The sequence below is a fragment of the Dyadobacter sp. NIV53 genome (assembly GCF_019711195.1).
In the GTDB taxonomy this organism is placed as follows: Bacteria; Bacteroidota; Bacteroidia; order Cytophagales; family Spirosomataceae; genus Dyadobacter.
Genome location: NZ_CP081299.1, coordinates 4099994 through 4114706 on the forward strand (window position 1 = coordinate 4099994; position 14713 = coordinate 4114706).

Genomic DNA, 14713 nt, shown 5'->3' on the forward strand with positions numbered 1-14713 from the left:
TTATCCAAAATTGTCTGTTAAATAATGAATTGGTTTTTCCTCTTGCTAGCCTTTTTAATTGGTATTTCAAATGCGGTTCAGTCCGGGGTAAATGTGCAGCTACGCGAATCATTAGGTAATCCCATTCTTGCAGCACTCATATCTTTTGGAATAGGTACGTTGGTTTTGGCTATTGCTTTTGCCTGTTTTAATAAAAATCCTATACCCAATATTTCAGAATTCAGGCAAATTCCATACACTCGTTTTTTAGGTGGGCTCCTCGGCGCATTTTATGTACTTACTGTTGTCTTCATTGTCAGGGATATCGGCCCCGCCAACATGATATGCCTCGTAGTAGCCGGACAAATGATTGCCGCCATTACGATTGATCACTTTGGCTTCCAGGGCTTTGCCATACATCATATCACACTCCCAAGAATTGCCGGTGCAGTGTTGCTTGTGGCTGGCGTTTATTTGATTTTGAAGAATTAAAAGACAGGAAATTCATCAGATTCTAATCTTGTTATCACTCCACCTTCAACTTACCGCCACCCGAATAACTCCTGTACTCACCCTGATACATCGCATCTGCTGCTGCCGGTCCAACTGTAAATATACCTTTGGAAATGACTCTCACCTGGTAATAAAATGATTTTTCAGATTTATTGGCAGTAGTAAAAAAATGGATGCGGTCGTCGCGGATATCCAGGTACTCCGGTATAGCAGCATTTTTAATCCAGGGCATATCAAGTGGTTCGGTAATACGGGGATTTTCTATTTCAAGACCAGCTGGTAGCAAATCAGTTATTACCACATTTTCTATAGGCAATCCATTGATGCTGGATAGTGATAATTTTACGATCACTAGATCATTCTTGTGTAACTGTCCAATCGGTTTCCCTTCTCTGGTAAGAAATGAACGCCTGATGTGCAATCCCTGATCTTCTTCCACATAAGCGCCCGTAGCAGACATGCCTTCATTTTGTGCAAACCAAAACAAGTTTCCTTTTCCCTGAGTTGTTACTGCAAGTTTTTGATTGGAAATGGCTTTAGATAGTTTTACTTCCTTTCCTTCAAATTTAGCCAGATTTTTCCCATTCAAGGTAACAGATGCAATTACGGTTGATCCCGAAGTTTGCTTCGCAATTTTACCGAGTGCCAATACAGCAAATGCTGCTTCCTGTGTATTGATATATGAAGCAGATTGTACGGCTTTGGATAACTGACGGGCTAATGGTGTAATTTGTAAATTATCAGGATCTGTTTCTATTAAAGTATTTAAAACTAATGCCAGATTTCGTAATGGCGAAGAATAGCTGTCATCGAAAACCTGCGTACCTGTTTCTACTGAATAATTTTTTGGTAATAATGCTGTGAAACTTCTTGTGTCTCCAGCCAGTTGAAAAGCAGCTGCGAGTAAATATTTGGCATCAATTGTCAGAAGCTGAGCATTTTGTTTGTAATAGTTCATGGAAGACCGGTTTGGATGGCCGGTCAAAGCAAGTACATAAATTGAATAAATAGCTTCTCTTCGTACAACCGTTTTTCTTGTCTGAGTGCCCGATGAAGGTTCGCCTCCGTATGCCAATCCGTTACCAGTACTTGCTGTAATTACTTCTTTGGTTGATGTTACGCCGGTTTTTCCGGTTAAATAATCCGTGGCTTTGCTCAGTGTTTTTCCGTTTGTTTCAAATCCTGCCCGACGCGCTTCTTCCAGAAAATGAACCGCATAAGCCGTCGTCCACCAATCTTCCTGCGTCGCTCCGGGCCACATCGCCATTCCGCCATTAAAAAGCTGCAGCGATTCTATTTTACGAATTGCCTGTTGCACATTTGTCATAGGATTAAAATCACTTTCACCATTCCTCACCATGTAAACCGGTGTGGCCATGGCTTTGGTAAGATCAGAAAAATAGATTTGTGGAAAGGCTTTTGAAACCGTTTGTTCCAGACAGCCAAAAGGATAACCCAGCAAAGTAGCCAACGCTTTACCGCCGCCCTGAACTAAAGGTGAGCGGCTCAATATTACCTGGCTTTGGCTGGTTGCGGGAATAAAAGAATTAGTCAGGTCAATAATTCCCTGTTTTCCGCCAGCAATTAATCCCGACTGACTGGTTTTTAAAAGTGGTGATGCCGGGCGGATTGTCAGTTCGGTTTCCTGCGTAAAGGTTTCGCCAAATGCATTAACTTTTACGGAAATCTTGCCAATACCAATTGCCTGTAATGCTTTCAGTGAAAAAACCGCACGCGTTTCTTTGCCTGCCGGAATCATTATTTTTTGCACGGAAGGAATCGCTCCAGCCGCCAGTTGACCGCTCAATTGCAATGTAACCGTAGCATTGGCAGCTTTATTTTCCGTATTGCTTATATTAACCGGAAGTATCAGTTCGTCACCCGGACTTAAAAAACGAGGTAAACCGGCACTGATTACCACCGGGTCGGCAACCTTCATGTTTTTTGTAGCGGAGCCAAAAGCATTGTCTTTATAAGCCACAACCATCACACGCAGATCGCCGCTAAATTGCGGAATGTTTACATCAAACGTTGCTTCGCCGTTTCCATTGGTAGTGAGTATTCCGCTCCAGAACGAAACCAGTTCTGTGCGTCCGTTGCTTAATGGATTTACGCGTTTTTCCAGATCATAGCCGTCTCCTCCAAAACTGGATGTTCCTGAAATATTCAGTTCGGGGAAAAGCAATGCATACAAATCATGACTGGTAACTTCCAGTGCTCGTTTTTGGTAAAAATAACCATGAATATCCGGCGTTTTGGTATTTTTAATCTGTAAAATTCCTTCATCTACAACGGCTAATGTTACCTGCGTATTGGGTTGTGTTTTAATCCTGATCTGTTGTTTCGTTTTCGATCGTGATTTTTCAACTGATGTGATTGCAACGGACAAATTTCGTTTAGCATCTTCTACCAGAACAGGTGCAAAACCATGTGCGACTGTCAAAGGCATATCCGATGCATCCAGCGGGCGAATCAAAGTTGCAGTCACGAAAACATTGGGCAGGTGTTCTTCTTTCAGGTTTATTGTCAGTTCGGTAGCTTTTTTTCTGTAGTCAGTACATGTTGTTCAAGGATATTATTTCGCTCAATAGTTACAAGTAGTCGCCCGTCGAATGGTGTTTTGAAGAGAATTTTTGCCGTTTCGCCGGGTTGATATATCTGCTTGTCCGTTTCTATCAAAACTCTTCCTTCATTACTTACTTCAAAGGAAGAATATTGGGTATAGCCTGAACCATAAGCATAAAAATTGGCAACGGTGTAGTGTTCAGCACCCTGGCGGCGAACGCGGATTTCATATTCACCCGAAACCGTAGGAACATACCTGAATATTCCCTGTCCTTTCGGTAAATTGAGTAAATTCGAATAAACAACCTTTTCATTCTTTCGGGAAGTATAGCGTAATTGTTCATTCTTTTTTTCAACAACAGTCTGGTATTCAAGGCGCACTACTTCCACTTTCGCAGAAGTTCCGCCTTGTAAATTCCCTTTGTTGTTTACACCTACAATGTCAACCGGAACAGGTGCATTGACGCCCATATAAGATCCTGGCAACCTGATTCCGTAAAATACAGGTTGGGTAAATACATCAAAACGCTGTAATCTGTTGACCGGACGGCCATTTTCGTCAAAAACGGTTACGTAGATTTTTCCTTCCAGTACGCCAATATCTTTCAGCCCTGGCGCCAGGGGAAATCTTTCAATAGCTTGTCCTTGTGCATTGGTAACGCCTTGCCTGCCTTCCTTTTCAAAAGTAGTTTCGGCAGGTATATCGAATGTGAATTCAGGGAACCCGGTAGCAAAAAAACCTTTTCGTTTCAGCTGGAATTCCATTTCATAAGTGCGGTTAGCAGCCGGCGGTCCAAACAAATTGGTTGCGGTTGCCGTCAGTACTACGGTTCCGCCGGAAACATACTCTTTTTGTGCACCGCTTAAATCAACCTTAATCCGGTCAGGAATAAATTCTTCTACACTTACCGGATGCGAAGCCAACAGTATCTCATTTGCATTATAAACTTCCAGGATATACGTTCCTGTCAAAGCAGCTGCGTCTATTACAACTTCTGTTTCAACTGCTCCCTGTTCATTGGTGCTTTTTCGCCAGGTCCGGTATTCACGCCCGTTTGGAGTAACAAGACGAAGTTTTAAAGGGATTTCCTTGGCAGTCTGCCAGTTCTGCATTCTGAGAACGGTATTAAAATGCATCGTTTCCCCCGGCCTGTAAATATCCCGCTGACCATAAATAAATGCCTGAAAACCGGAAACATTATCACGTTGTCCTTCTACTTCAAAACGTGAAGTTTCAACGCGTGTGTCATTTAAAAGCAAATAATTGAAGTCTTCTTTACTACCTGCAGTAATCATCGCAATTTTAAAACCCGGCGCTCTCTCGCTAAGTTTTTCAACATGCGCAATGCCTTGCCCGTCAGTAGTAAGTGTGTGTACCGACTGGTTGTTGGAACTTAGCAAGGTCACTTCCAGATCAGCCAGCGGCTCATTGGTTTTTATAGAATTGGCAAAAATCCAGATCTCATCTTTTCCCTGTTTGACGATCAACCCGATATCAGAAATGGAAACAAGTTTGGTAGCGCTCATGTACGCTTCTTCCTTTGAATGAACAGAAACCAAATAAATTCCCTTTCGCTGATTGTCGTCAGGCAATGCAATGTTCAGTGCCGAAATTCCTTTATTCCTGGGAAGATTCTCAGTTTCAACGGTTTTATCCACAATGATATCACTGAAATTACTTTCGACATCATCACTATACTGATAAGCGCCACTTGGTTTCCATTCTTCACCAATCTGTGTGTAATCATCCCAACGATTATTCCGTACATAATTCAGGATATTGTTGGCGTAAAGTTTGGCTATTTTAACCTGTACTTTTGGAATATTTACGATCTGGACGCCCATATTGCGTGAACCTTTGGAAGTCATGTACAATGCCTTTTTATTTGCAAATGAGATTCCCGCAGGCATTTTACCAAAAAACAGGTCACGTGAAGTTTCTTCTTCCAATAATGGCCCAAGTATTCCTTTTAACGACTTGTTAATCAGTAGAGAATACGTGTCTGTTTCATTAAAATCACCACGGATAATAAAGCCATTTTCAGTAATTTCCGGTTTAAAAGTTATGGCAGGATTAATGGCAAAACCATTTCCAATACTTTCCGGATTCAATTCCTGCGTTGTAATTACTCTTGCAAATGCACTGTTATTCTCAAAACCTGTTTTGATGTCAGTTATTTCCAAATGAAGCGGTGAAGGTAAACTGGTACTTACAGAAATAATTTCCTGCGTTACATAAGTCGTGTTTTGGGCTTTTAATCCTTTACTGATCTGAATAGAAACGGGCACTGAATTATTATCAGCCTTACCCGTATTGGTCAGTGAAAGTGTAACAGACTTTTCGTCGGTTGATGGCAAAACTTTAAAGTCTGCCGGTTTATCAGTAAGTATTAATTTTAGCCGTTCAGCCACATTCCGGGCATTTACCGGATAATTGAAAATAAGTTTTAAACGCGCTTCCTGTCTGCCACTTTCTTTGGACAATCCCCACCAGCTTTCCGTTTCGACCAGGTTCAGATATGGTGTATGAAAATTGACAGGGTTACTTGTAACTTTGTACTTTTTCTCTTTGGCAGTATTAGTTAATAAAAAATCAGTCAGTTTTGCTTTATACGCAGTGGCAGAACCGAAACCGGCAACCGGGGAAAAAACCAGTTCATTTGGAGCCGTCCATTTAAATTTTCCTTTTACCGCTGGTTCAAACTTTACGTATTGTGTTGAATCCCAACTGTCAAGCTGACTTTCATTGACCAGATCTTTATTAAAAGTAAAAACCAGGTTCTGTGACTGGCTGATCTCGTCCGTGAAGTTGGTTCCTGCTATTCTGATTTCATTTATGGAAGAGCAACTGTTGAAAAGGAATAAAAAAATTAACAGACTAAAAGCTGAGACCAAAGAGATTTTCATGTGCTAAATACATTTTCAATTATACGTCTAATGTAATCTTTTATTATTTCTAACAGTAGAAGTATAAGTATTTAATGATTTAGCGAGTTATATTTTAAATTATAACAGAAAATCACCCATGCGATTGATAATGAATGCACAGTGAATATTAAGTCAATAAGTACATATTTTAGAAAAATAATCCAACTCCACCAAAATATTTCCGTGTTATAGCAGGTTCCAGTAATCTCGCAATTTCATTTTGGAGATAAGAAATATGTTGCTCTCTCATGAAATCCAGGAAGATTTCAATATTTTCCTCTCTGCGTGTTTCAACAAGCGCATTGATATAGTCCGTTTTATTCTGGGAGAAAAGAACAGTTAAAGGCTTGCCGTAGAATGCCTGAATGTAGTTCATTAATAATCGTCCTGTTCTGCCGTTTCCATCTGCAAAAGGATGAATCGTTACAAATTGATAATGAAGAAGAAAAGCCAGATCATTTACCTGGTTTGTTGTGAGTTTTTCAGCCGTTACATGGCTTTCAAAATCCTGACATAGCTCCTTCATTGCTTGCGGGACTTTGCTATAATTCATATAGCTTTTGCCGCCAATTCCTGCCGAAACATTTAACAAACGTAAATCGCCTTTTGAGGTGTCGAAATTACCTAAAACAGTATTGTGAACTGTTCCCGTATCTTTCATAACGATTGCCGCCACCTGTTTGATAAATGAAAGTGTTAAAGAAGTCTTCTTGTGAGCCTGATTAACTACAAATTGTAATGCTTCCAAATGGTTTTTGACCATAAGATGATGCATTAAAGGTTTTCCCTTTGCAGTTAAACCTTGATCAAGAAATACTTGTGTTTCTACTTCGGTAAGCGTATTGCCTTCTATAACAGTGGAATGGTGAGAAATGGCATACAGATTATATTTCTCATAGTCAATCACACCCTTGGTGACCTGCTGATATTTGACCGTAAGTTCTTCCAGCGTTTCCATGAGTGAAAAATTCGTTTAATTTTTTAATTGAGGGCATATTAAAATTTTCAAAACCCAACCATCACCTCATCTACCGCTTTCGCTCCGTCAAAAAAGGATAATAATCTCAATAAAATACCTTCTACAACGGCATCCGGGCAGGAAGCGCCGCAGGTAAGCATAATACGAACCGGGGTATTTTGAGGCAGATAATTTTCTGTCACCATTTCTTCTTTGGTATGCAGGTTAAAGTGCCTGATTAATGTCTTATCCAGAATTTTATTAACGGATTCGATGAAATACGTCGGGAATTTAATCTCGCAAAGTTCGACCAGGTGGGAAGTATTCGAACTATTGTATCCGCCTGCAACGATAACCACATCGGCATCATGGGTGAGCAATGCATAAGTAGCATCCTGGTTATCGTTCGTTGCATAACACAGCGTATCGCGGGTATTGGCAAAATGATTTTCGACCTGTTCCGGCCTTAGATTGTAATGCCTGATCATAACGTTTTTCAGATAATCTGCAATACCTTGTGTATCAGACGCAAGCATTGTTGTCTGATTTACTACTCCAATACGCTGCAAGTCTTTTTCCGGATTAAAACCTTCTGAAAATTGTCCATGAAATTCTTCAAAGAAGTTTTGTGCAGGCATTTCACCTGTTATATATTTGGCCAGCTTCTGCGTCTGTTCCATATTTTCGACTACAATGGTCGGAGCATTTTCTTTGCTATGGGAAAAAGTAGCGCGGGTTTCTTCATGAAAAGGTTTTCCATGAACAATAATCGTGTAATCTTTCTCACCGATTTGTGCCGCACGGTTCCATACTTTTTCTACAAACGGGCAGGTTGTATCGTATATGTAGGAGTTAATGCCAAGTTCCGTCAGTTTTTTCTGGTTTTCGATGGTCGTTCCAAAAGCCGGTACGATTACAATATCATCCGGCGTCAGTTCTTCCCAGGGAATGAGGAGTTTTCCCTTTGTATCCATTAAAAACTTTACGCCCCGGTCTGTCAGATCACGGTTTACATCCGGATTGTGAATCATTTCACTTAACAGGAAAATTCGTTTGTCAGGATTTTCAGAAATCGCTTTGTAGGCAATATCAATAGCATTTTCCACGCCATAACAAAATCCGAAATGGCGTGCGATCAGAAATTGTACCGGGCCAAAGTCCAGCAGAGTAGGTGTAAAGTCTCTTTTAAGTTTATCATTTTTACGCCTGAACTCTTTGATCGGAGTTATAATGTGGCTTCTGTAAAAATCCGGGATATTGAACGTTTTCATATTAATGGGCTGTCGGCTTTCAGCGATCGGCTAAGGTTCGTCGTGCAGTCAGTATAATTCTATAGTTCTCAAAGATACGAATGGCGTATTCAAAGAACAATCTATCCATTCTGTTTGTTCGGAAACGTATTTTTGATTTTTTTATTGATAATATGCAACATCTTTAAATGATAGGTGTCTTTGATTCAGAACGTTCAAAACTAAACCTTTTGCTTGAAAACAAATTTGTACACTGACCGGCATGTCGAACTGGTGGAGCGATGTAAACTCGGAGAGCGTAAAGCGCAATATGAGCTTTATAAAAGCTATTCGAAGGCAATGTTCAACATTTGCATGCGGATCATAAACCATATTGGTGAGGCAGAGGACGCTTTGCAAGAGGCCTTTGTAGATGCTTTCTCAAACCTGCACCAGTTTCGGCATCAGTCGACATTTGGAGCGTGGCTTAAACAGATTGTAGTAAACAAAGCCATCAACCAGGTCAGGAGCAGAAAGGTAAAATGGGTTGAAATTGATGAATGGCAGGAATCGATGGATGGAGAAGGAGGGCCCTCCGAGGAAATCACGATTTGGGATGAGGATGACAATTCTTTGGAAGTCGAACGAATCCGTAATGCCGTACTACGATTGCCGGATGGTTACAGAGTAGTTTTAAGCCTTTATTTATTTGAAGGATACGACCATGAAGAAATCGGGGAAGTATTGGGAATCAGTGAATCTACATCCCGAACGCAATACATGAGGGCAAAACGGAAGCTGGTGGAAATGATGGAAAGATGAGGAATGGAGGAAAGGAAGGAATGGGAGAATGGAAGGGTTGTTTTTGGGAGTATGCGTTTGAAACTTTTAAAATTATAAACATTTGAAACAAGAGCTTTACACTTTACCAGTAAGTTACAAATGAAAAAGTATTCTGATAAAAAAGATCGTCTGGAGCGGTTTGTGCGTGATAATAGAGATGGATTTGACAATTTCTTGCCTCAGGATGATTTATGGGATCGAATAGAAACTAAGATCCATGGTTCTACTCCACTTACAGAACCAAAAAAAAACGCTAAAATTTTAAAATCCTGGGGACGCAATGCCTGGTTCGACTGGCGGATTGCTGCCGGTGTATTTGTAGTGATCGGTGTAGGATTTCTGGTTTACCTGAACAACCAATATGGTGTAACCCGTGATCCGGCAGTGGCGCTCAAAGTACCTGGTTACGCCCGCGAATTCAATCAGTATACGTTGGCAATTGATGAAAAGAGGGATGAAATCATTAAGCTGACACGTAACAATCCGGAGCTTTACAAGGACTTCTCAGCAGATTTGAAAAGTCTGGAGGTAAGTTATGGAAATCTTCGCGCCAATTTATCCAATGCTCCCAACCAGGAAGCATTATTGCAGGCCATGGTAAAGAATTTGCAATGGCAGGTTGATCTGCTCAACCAACAAATAAATATCTTACAGCGTATTAATAGTGTCAAAAATGGCGACGATAAAGAAAATAGTAATTCACCTGTTATTTAGTATGACCGCTATACTGCCGCAAGCAGTATATGCAATAGACCCTGACCTTTCCGGACTCGTAGAAAAACGCAGAAATATCACGAAAGTATTTGATGTAAAAGACCAGGATATGCTTTCGGTCGATAATCAGTTTGGGCAGGTAAAAATAAATCTCTGGAGTAAAAAAGAAATTAAAGTTGAAATTGTTATTACGGCCAATGCGTCAACAGATGGACGTGCTTCGGAATATCTGAGTGCGGTGGCAATTGATGAAAAAAGGGAAAAAAATAAAATTAATCTTACTACGGTAATCAATAAAGGCCAGTTTGGGCAAAATGGCTGGAATAACAAAAAAGGAGAAAAAAACTTTATCCAGATTGATTACACGGTATATATGCCAAAAGAAAACGCGCTGATTGTCCACAACAAATTTGGAAATACTGATATTCCGTCTTTTATGGCGCCATTAACGATTGATTCGCGATACGGTACTTTTTCTGCGGCTTCATTGGGAAATGCTGATAACAACATTGATGTACATTATGGTAACGCAAATATAGGAAAGATGGATGGTGCAAAAATAGAAAGCCATTATTCCAATATTAAGCTTGAACAGGTAACTAAATTACTGTTAAACAATAAATTCGGGGAACTGAGTATTGGTGATGTAACAGATCTGGATGCGGATATTGATTATTCGGGAGCCAAAATCGGAACAATGCGCGGATCAGGAAAAATTAAGCTTAGTTACTCAGGTAATTTCAAAATTGATGAGCTGACAAACTCTGTTGGTAATGTGGATATTCAGGCTGCTTATTCGTCGGTTATACTTCCTGCTGAGGCTAATCGTTTTAATGTAACAGTAAGTTATGGCAATTTCAGTTACCCTTCAACCAATGTTAATTTTACCCAGCAGCCTTCAAAAGAAGATAAATCCTATAAAGTAAAACAATATCAGGGCAAAATCGGAACTGGTTCTGGAACAAAGATTACAGTTGTATCTAAGTTCGGAGATGTGAAACTGAAAGACTGATAATCATATACTTTTATTTATAAGAAGTATTCTCAAAATGCTAATATGCTTTCACACTGTGTGGAGTCGAAGCGCGGGTCACAATGATTTAAACTTTGCAGCTTTCACTTTGACTCCGCTCAGTGTAACAAGATTTTGGCATTTTGAGGAAGCTTCTTTTTATATTGTTACCTATTCGTGATCTTCAATTAAAATATAATATTTGAAATCGAGCGGGCTGAATGCGTCAAAGAATTTCCTGATAAAAAGTGGATCGTCCATATAAAAATTCAGAAAATTGTCATAGCGTTCCTGAGCAGTACCTTTCGGGAAGAGTTTATTTTTGAGGTTTAGAAGCTGATCAATTTCTGATTCGTGATTTCTTTCTTCTGCTTTTCTGATACGCTTTTCCAAATTTTCAAGAGAGTTCAGCAATTTAGCCTGTTCTGCTTTTACAGCTCCACCCATTGTTTTATCAACAGCTACTGCTTTTTCCAGTATTGAATCAAACACAGACAAAAATGAAGTTTTCTGATCATCCAGTGTAAGCGATTTCTCCGTAGTTTTTTCTACAAAAGTTCTGCGTAATACAACCTGGTCCAGAAATAGATCTTCATAATTTATTCTTAATTTCTCAACCTTTTTACGTTGCGAACTATTCACATACATTCCAAAATTACGCGGGATCAGCATGGGAAAAGGAACCTGGTAATGATCAAAAATCCCCTTTAACTGCATCCAGTATGGTACTTCCGAAGGCCCGCCGATGTATGCAAGATTAGGCAGAATCACTTCTTCATATAAAGGACGAAGTACAACATTCGGGCTAAAATATTCAGGATGCTCATCGGCCAGTTCAATAATCTCACCTTCCGAAAACGAAATATCTGTATTTAAAACTGTGAATGCATCACCCTCACGAACAATACGTTCTCTTAAATTGTCCTGTAGATAAAATAGGTTGATTTCCCTGGCGTGCAGTGGAGTATGATAACCCAGGGAAGAAAGTTTTTTAGTAGTGTCTGTAACAAGTTTCTCAGAGATGGGGTTTGTGAGTTCTTGCTTGATTATCGGGAGAAAATGCCGCTTCAAATCCGCATCATCCGCATCTATACAAATCAGGCCGTCCTGCCCGAACAATTCGTGCATATAACATCGAACAGCGTCTGACAACGTGTTGTTTTCCAGATATGCTTTGGCAAATAATAATGGTTTTACAGGAAGACGTTTCAGTATACTTTCGAGTTCTTTGGGATCCAGCCTGCCAACTGCGCCTTTATGTTCACCTTCCCATTTGTGCGTTTGCCCGAAAAGGTGAAAAGAAGCAATTTCTTCAAAATCGTGATCTTCTGTCGCCATCCAGTAAACCGGCACAAAATTGCAATCAGGATATGCCTTTTTCAGCTCTTGCGCTAACTTGATGGTTGTAACAATTTTATAAATGATATACAGCGGGCCTGCAAAAATATTAAGCTGGTGGCCTGTTGTTACCGTAAATGTTTTTGCATCCAGAAGAATAGAAAAATCCGGTTTATACGGACTTCCATGGTATTGTTTCTCTAAAACCTGAACCAGTGTCTGCCGTTTTTCCTGATCAAAATCTACTCTGCTGTCAATAGCTTTACGTGCATTGTCAATAGTTGGGTAAACACTGTAAAATTCCTGTAACGAAGGTTTCTGGTCGAGATAATCAAGAAGTAATGCAGGAAACTGTCCTGTATTACGCAGATCCACTTTTTTAAGGGTCATGAAAGGTGGTTTTTCAGTAACTGGTAGAGAATCCAACGCGATTGATTTTGATATACATTTACTTCAAAAGAAACTCTGCAAATATCGTTAAAGTTCAGGATTTCATTGACATCTTAAATTTGATACTGCCGGGAGCGAAGTTCTTCATTTAAAGTGCAATTATGCGGCAAATATAAATATCTGTTTTACAAATAGATAAGGAAAGGATATAAAGATATTCATGCCAAAGCCCTGTTGTATATGACGTCACATATTGCTGTTACAAAGAAAGCCGGAACTGAATAAGCTCCGGCTTTCTTCGTATAATTTTTGGTTTTTAGTTTCGCAGGTTATTTATTGTAAATAGCTTCCTGAGGTGTTTTAAAGTGCATAATCATTTTTTGCAATGAGCTCATCGGCAATTCTGCGGCGGGCATCTTTCAGGTTCATGGGCTCAATTTTAGTAAATCGTTTCAATCCCATTAGCATAACCCGCAGCTCATCACTTTCTGCAAAACTGGTTATTGCCGATCTTCCGGCATTATTTACTTTTTCGGTTGCCCTGTTAAGGTAAACAAGAGCGATGTCTTTATATAAAGCGTTTGCGTCTGCTCCGAGCAATTCAATTCGTTTTTCAACGCGAAGAAGTACGGATTCTGCTACATAGGTTTCTATTACCATATCAGCCAGGTTCATGATAATCTCCTGTTCTTCGGAAAGTTTCATCATGAATTTTTGGACAGCTGCACCAGCCACCATCAGAATAGCTTTTTTGAGGTTTTTGATCACCTTTTTTCGGCGGCAAACATAACGTCGTCTTCCTCGGCATTGAAATCAGGAATTGACATAATTTCCTTTCCCACTGCCATGGCCGGCCCCATCAAATCGAGCTGTCCTTTCATGGTTCGTTTTAACAACATATCAACTACCAGCAACCGGTTGATTTCATTGGTACCTTCAAAAATCCTGTTAATACGGCTGTCGCGGTAGGCTCTGTCCATTGGGGAATCCGCAGAAAAGCCCATCCCCCCGTATATCTGTACGCCTTCATCTACTACATAATCGAGGATTTCCGACCCGTGTACTTTCATAATAGCACATTCAATTGCCAGTTCCTCCAATGCTTTCAGTTTGGATTCTGATTCAGACAAGCCTTTTTCTCTTAATGTAACTGTAAGGTCATCAATACTTTGCCCAACACGATAAGCTGCTGACTCTGTTGTAAACATGCCAATGGCCATTTCTGCCAGTTTGAACTTGATCGCTCCGAAGCTCGAAATGGATGTTCCAAACTGCTTGCGTTCATTCGCATAATTAATAGCCTGCTTTGTTACCCTTTTGGCGCCGCCCAAAGCCGCCGCAGCTAATTTTATACGGCCTATATTCAGAATATTTACAGCTATTTTAAAACCATTTCCACGCTCGGAAAGCATGTTTTCAGCAGGTATTTCACAATCATTAAAAAATATCTGTCTAGTATCTGAGCCTTTAATACCCATTTTGTGCTCAGGTTCATTCATTGTTATCCCTCCAAAACCTTTTTCTACAACAAACGCTGTCAGGTTTTTATCGGTTTGTCCGTTTTCTTCAATTTTGGCAAAAACAATAAACACATCGGCGAACCCGCCATTGGTTATCCACATTTTCTGGCCATTGATTACAAAATGCTTTCCGTCAGCGGATAATTTTGCTTTGGTTTTAGCTGAATTCGCATCGGATCCGGAATCTGGTTCTGTAAGGCAATAGGCTGCTTTCCATTCTCCTGAGGCTAATTTGGGTAAGTATTTTTGCTTTTGTTCTTCATTGCCATAATACAGGATCGGTAGCGTGCCAATTCCGGTATGAGCCGAAAGTGCCACTGAAAAAGAGTTGCCTGCACCTGTTGCTTCTGCAACCAGCATAGATGTATTAAAATCCATTCCAAAACCGCCGTATTCTTCGGGAACTACCGTACCTAACAGGCCTAATTCTCCTGCTTTGTCCATCAGCGAAGCCATTAGGTCAGGACTTTTAGCCTGATCAATTTCATCCAGCCTCGGCCAGACTTCCGCTTTCAAGAAATCCCGGCAAGTATCTGCAATCATTTTTTGCTCTTCACTAAACTCCTCAGGAATAAAAATTTGTGATGCAGGTGTTTCTTTCAGCAAGAATTCACCTCCTTTAATCGACGTTTTTTTATCTTCTGCAACGGCCATGGTTAAGGTATTTTTAGTTGTCAGTTATTAACAAGAAATGGTATGCTTGCATACCATTTCTTGTCTTGCA

General features: G+C 40.2%; 9 protein-coding genes and 1 pseudogene. 4 read left to right on the plus strand and 6 right to left on the minus strand.

The features are described 5' to 3' along the window. Positions 1-24 precede the first annotated feature (24 nt). The gene (locus tag KZC02_RS16765) at positions 25-471 is read left to right on the plus strand and encodes a DMT family transporter (protein WP_221389764.1); all 447 of its coding nucleotides are present in this window, start codon (positions 25-27) and stop codon (positions 469-471) included. Positions 472-505: 34 nt separating this feature from the next. Here the strand turns inward: KZC02_RS16765 and KZC02_RS32965 are convergent, their stop codons facing one another. From KZC02_RS32965 to KZC02_RS16780, 4 genes are all read right to left on the minus strand, one after another. Further along, positions 506-2980, minus strand: a complete 2475-nt coding sequence (locus tag KZC02_RS32965; RefSeq protein ID WP_310590317.1) for an alpha-2-macroglobulin family protein — start codon at positions 2978-2980, stop codon at positions 506-508. 38 nt (positions 2981-3018) lie between these two features. Next, on the minus strand, positions 3019-5964 hold the full coding sequence (locus KZC02_RS32970) for an MG2 domain-containing protein (RefSeq protein WP_310590318.1): 2946 nt from the start codon (positions 5962-5964) through the stop codon (positions 3019-3021). Between the two features lie 169 nt (positions 5965-6133). Next, the gene (locus KZC02_RS16775; protein ID WP_221389765.1) at positions 6134-6943 is read right to left on the minus strand and encodes a Fic family protein; all 810 of its coding nucleotides are present in this window, start codon (positions 6941-6943) and stop codon (positions 6134-6136) included. A gap of 47 nt (positions 6944-6990) precedes the next feature. Beyond that, positions 6991-8214, minus strand: coding sequence for a 4-hydroxy-3-methylbut-2-enyl diphosphate reductase (locus KZC02_RS16780; protein ID WP_221389766.1), 1224 nt, complete (start codon positions 8212-8214; stop codon positions 6991-6993). Between the two features lie 213 nt (positions 8215-8427). Between KZC02_RS16780 and KZC02_RS16785 the strand changes: the two genes are divergently transcribed. From KZC02_RS16785 to KZC02_RS16795, 3 genes are all read left to right on the plus strand, one after another. Next, positions 8428-8994, plus strand: a complete 567-nt coding sequence (locus tag KZC02_RS16785) for an RNA polymerase sigma factor (protein WP_221389767.1) — start codon at positions 8428-8430, stop codon at positions 8992-8994. 120 nt (positions 8995-9114) lie between these two features. Then, entirely contained in the window at positions 9115-9729 is a 615-nt protein-coding gene (locus tag KZC02_RS16790) for a hypothetical protein (protein WP_221389768.1), read from the plus strand. A 1-nt stretch (position 9730) separates the two neighbouring features. After that, the gene (locus KZC02_RS16795) at positions 9731-10741 is read left to right on the plus strand and encodes a hypothetical protein (protein WP_221389769.1); all 1011 of its coding nucleotides are present in this window, start codon (positions 9731-9733) and stop codon (positions 10739-10741) included. Between the two features lie 171 nt (positions 10742-10912). Here KZC02_RS16795 and bshC read toward each other — a convergent pair whose 3' ends face one another. Beyond that, positions 10913-12469: a bacillithiol biosynthesis cysteine-adding enzyme BshC gene (gene bshC, locus KZC02_RS16800; RefSeq protein ID WP_221389770.1), complete on the minus strand. Its 1557-nt coding sequence runs from the start codon at positions 12467-12469 to the stop codon at positions 10913-10915. A 360-nt stretch (positions 12470-12829) separates the two neighbouring features. Then, positions 12830-14643 (minus strand): annotated as a pseudogene (locus tag KZC02_RS16805) (acyl-CoA dehydrogenase family protein). Between the last annotated feature and the right edge of the window lie 70 nt (positions 14644-14713).

Coding starts and splice junctions, on each gene's coding strand:
- KZC02_RS16765 (WP_221389764.1), top strand. CDS start 25: ATGAATTGGTTTTTCCTCTTGCTAGCCTTTTTAATTGGTATTTCAAAT.
- KZC02_RS32970 (WP_310590318.1), bottom strand. CDS start 5,964: ATGAAAATCTCTTTGGTCTCAGCTTTTAGTCTGTTAATTTTTTTATTC.
- KZC02_RS16775 (WP_221389765.1), bottom strand. CDS start 6,943: ATGGAAACGCTGGAAGAACTTACGGTCAAATATCAGCAGGTCACCAAG.
- KZC02_RS16780 (WP_221389766.1), bottom strand. CDS start 8,214: ATGAAAACGTTCAATATCCCGGATTTTTACAGAAGCCACATTATAACT.
- KZC02_RS16790 (WP_221389768.1), top strand. CDS start 9,115: ATGAAAAAGTATTCTGATAAAAAAGATCGTCTGGAGCGGTTTGTGCGT.
- KZC02_RS16795 (WP_221389769.1), top strand. CDS start 9,731: ATGACCGCTATACTGCCGCAAGCAGTATATGCAATAGACCCTGACCTT.
- bshC (WP_221389770.1), bottom strand. CDS start 12,469: ATGACCCTTAAAAAAGTGGATCTGCGTAATACAGGACAGTTTCCTGCA.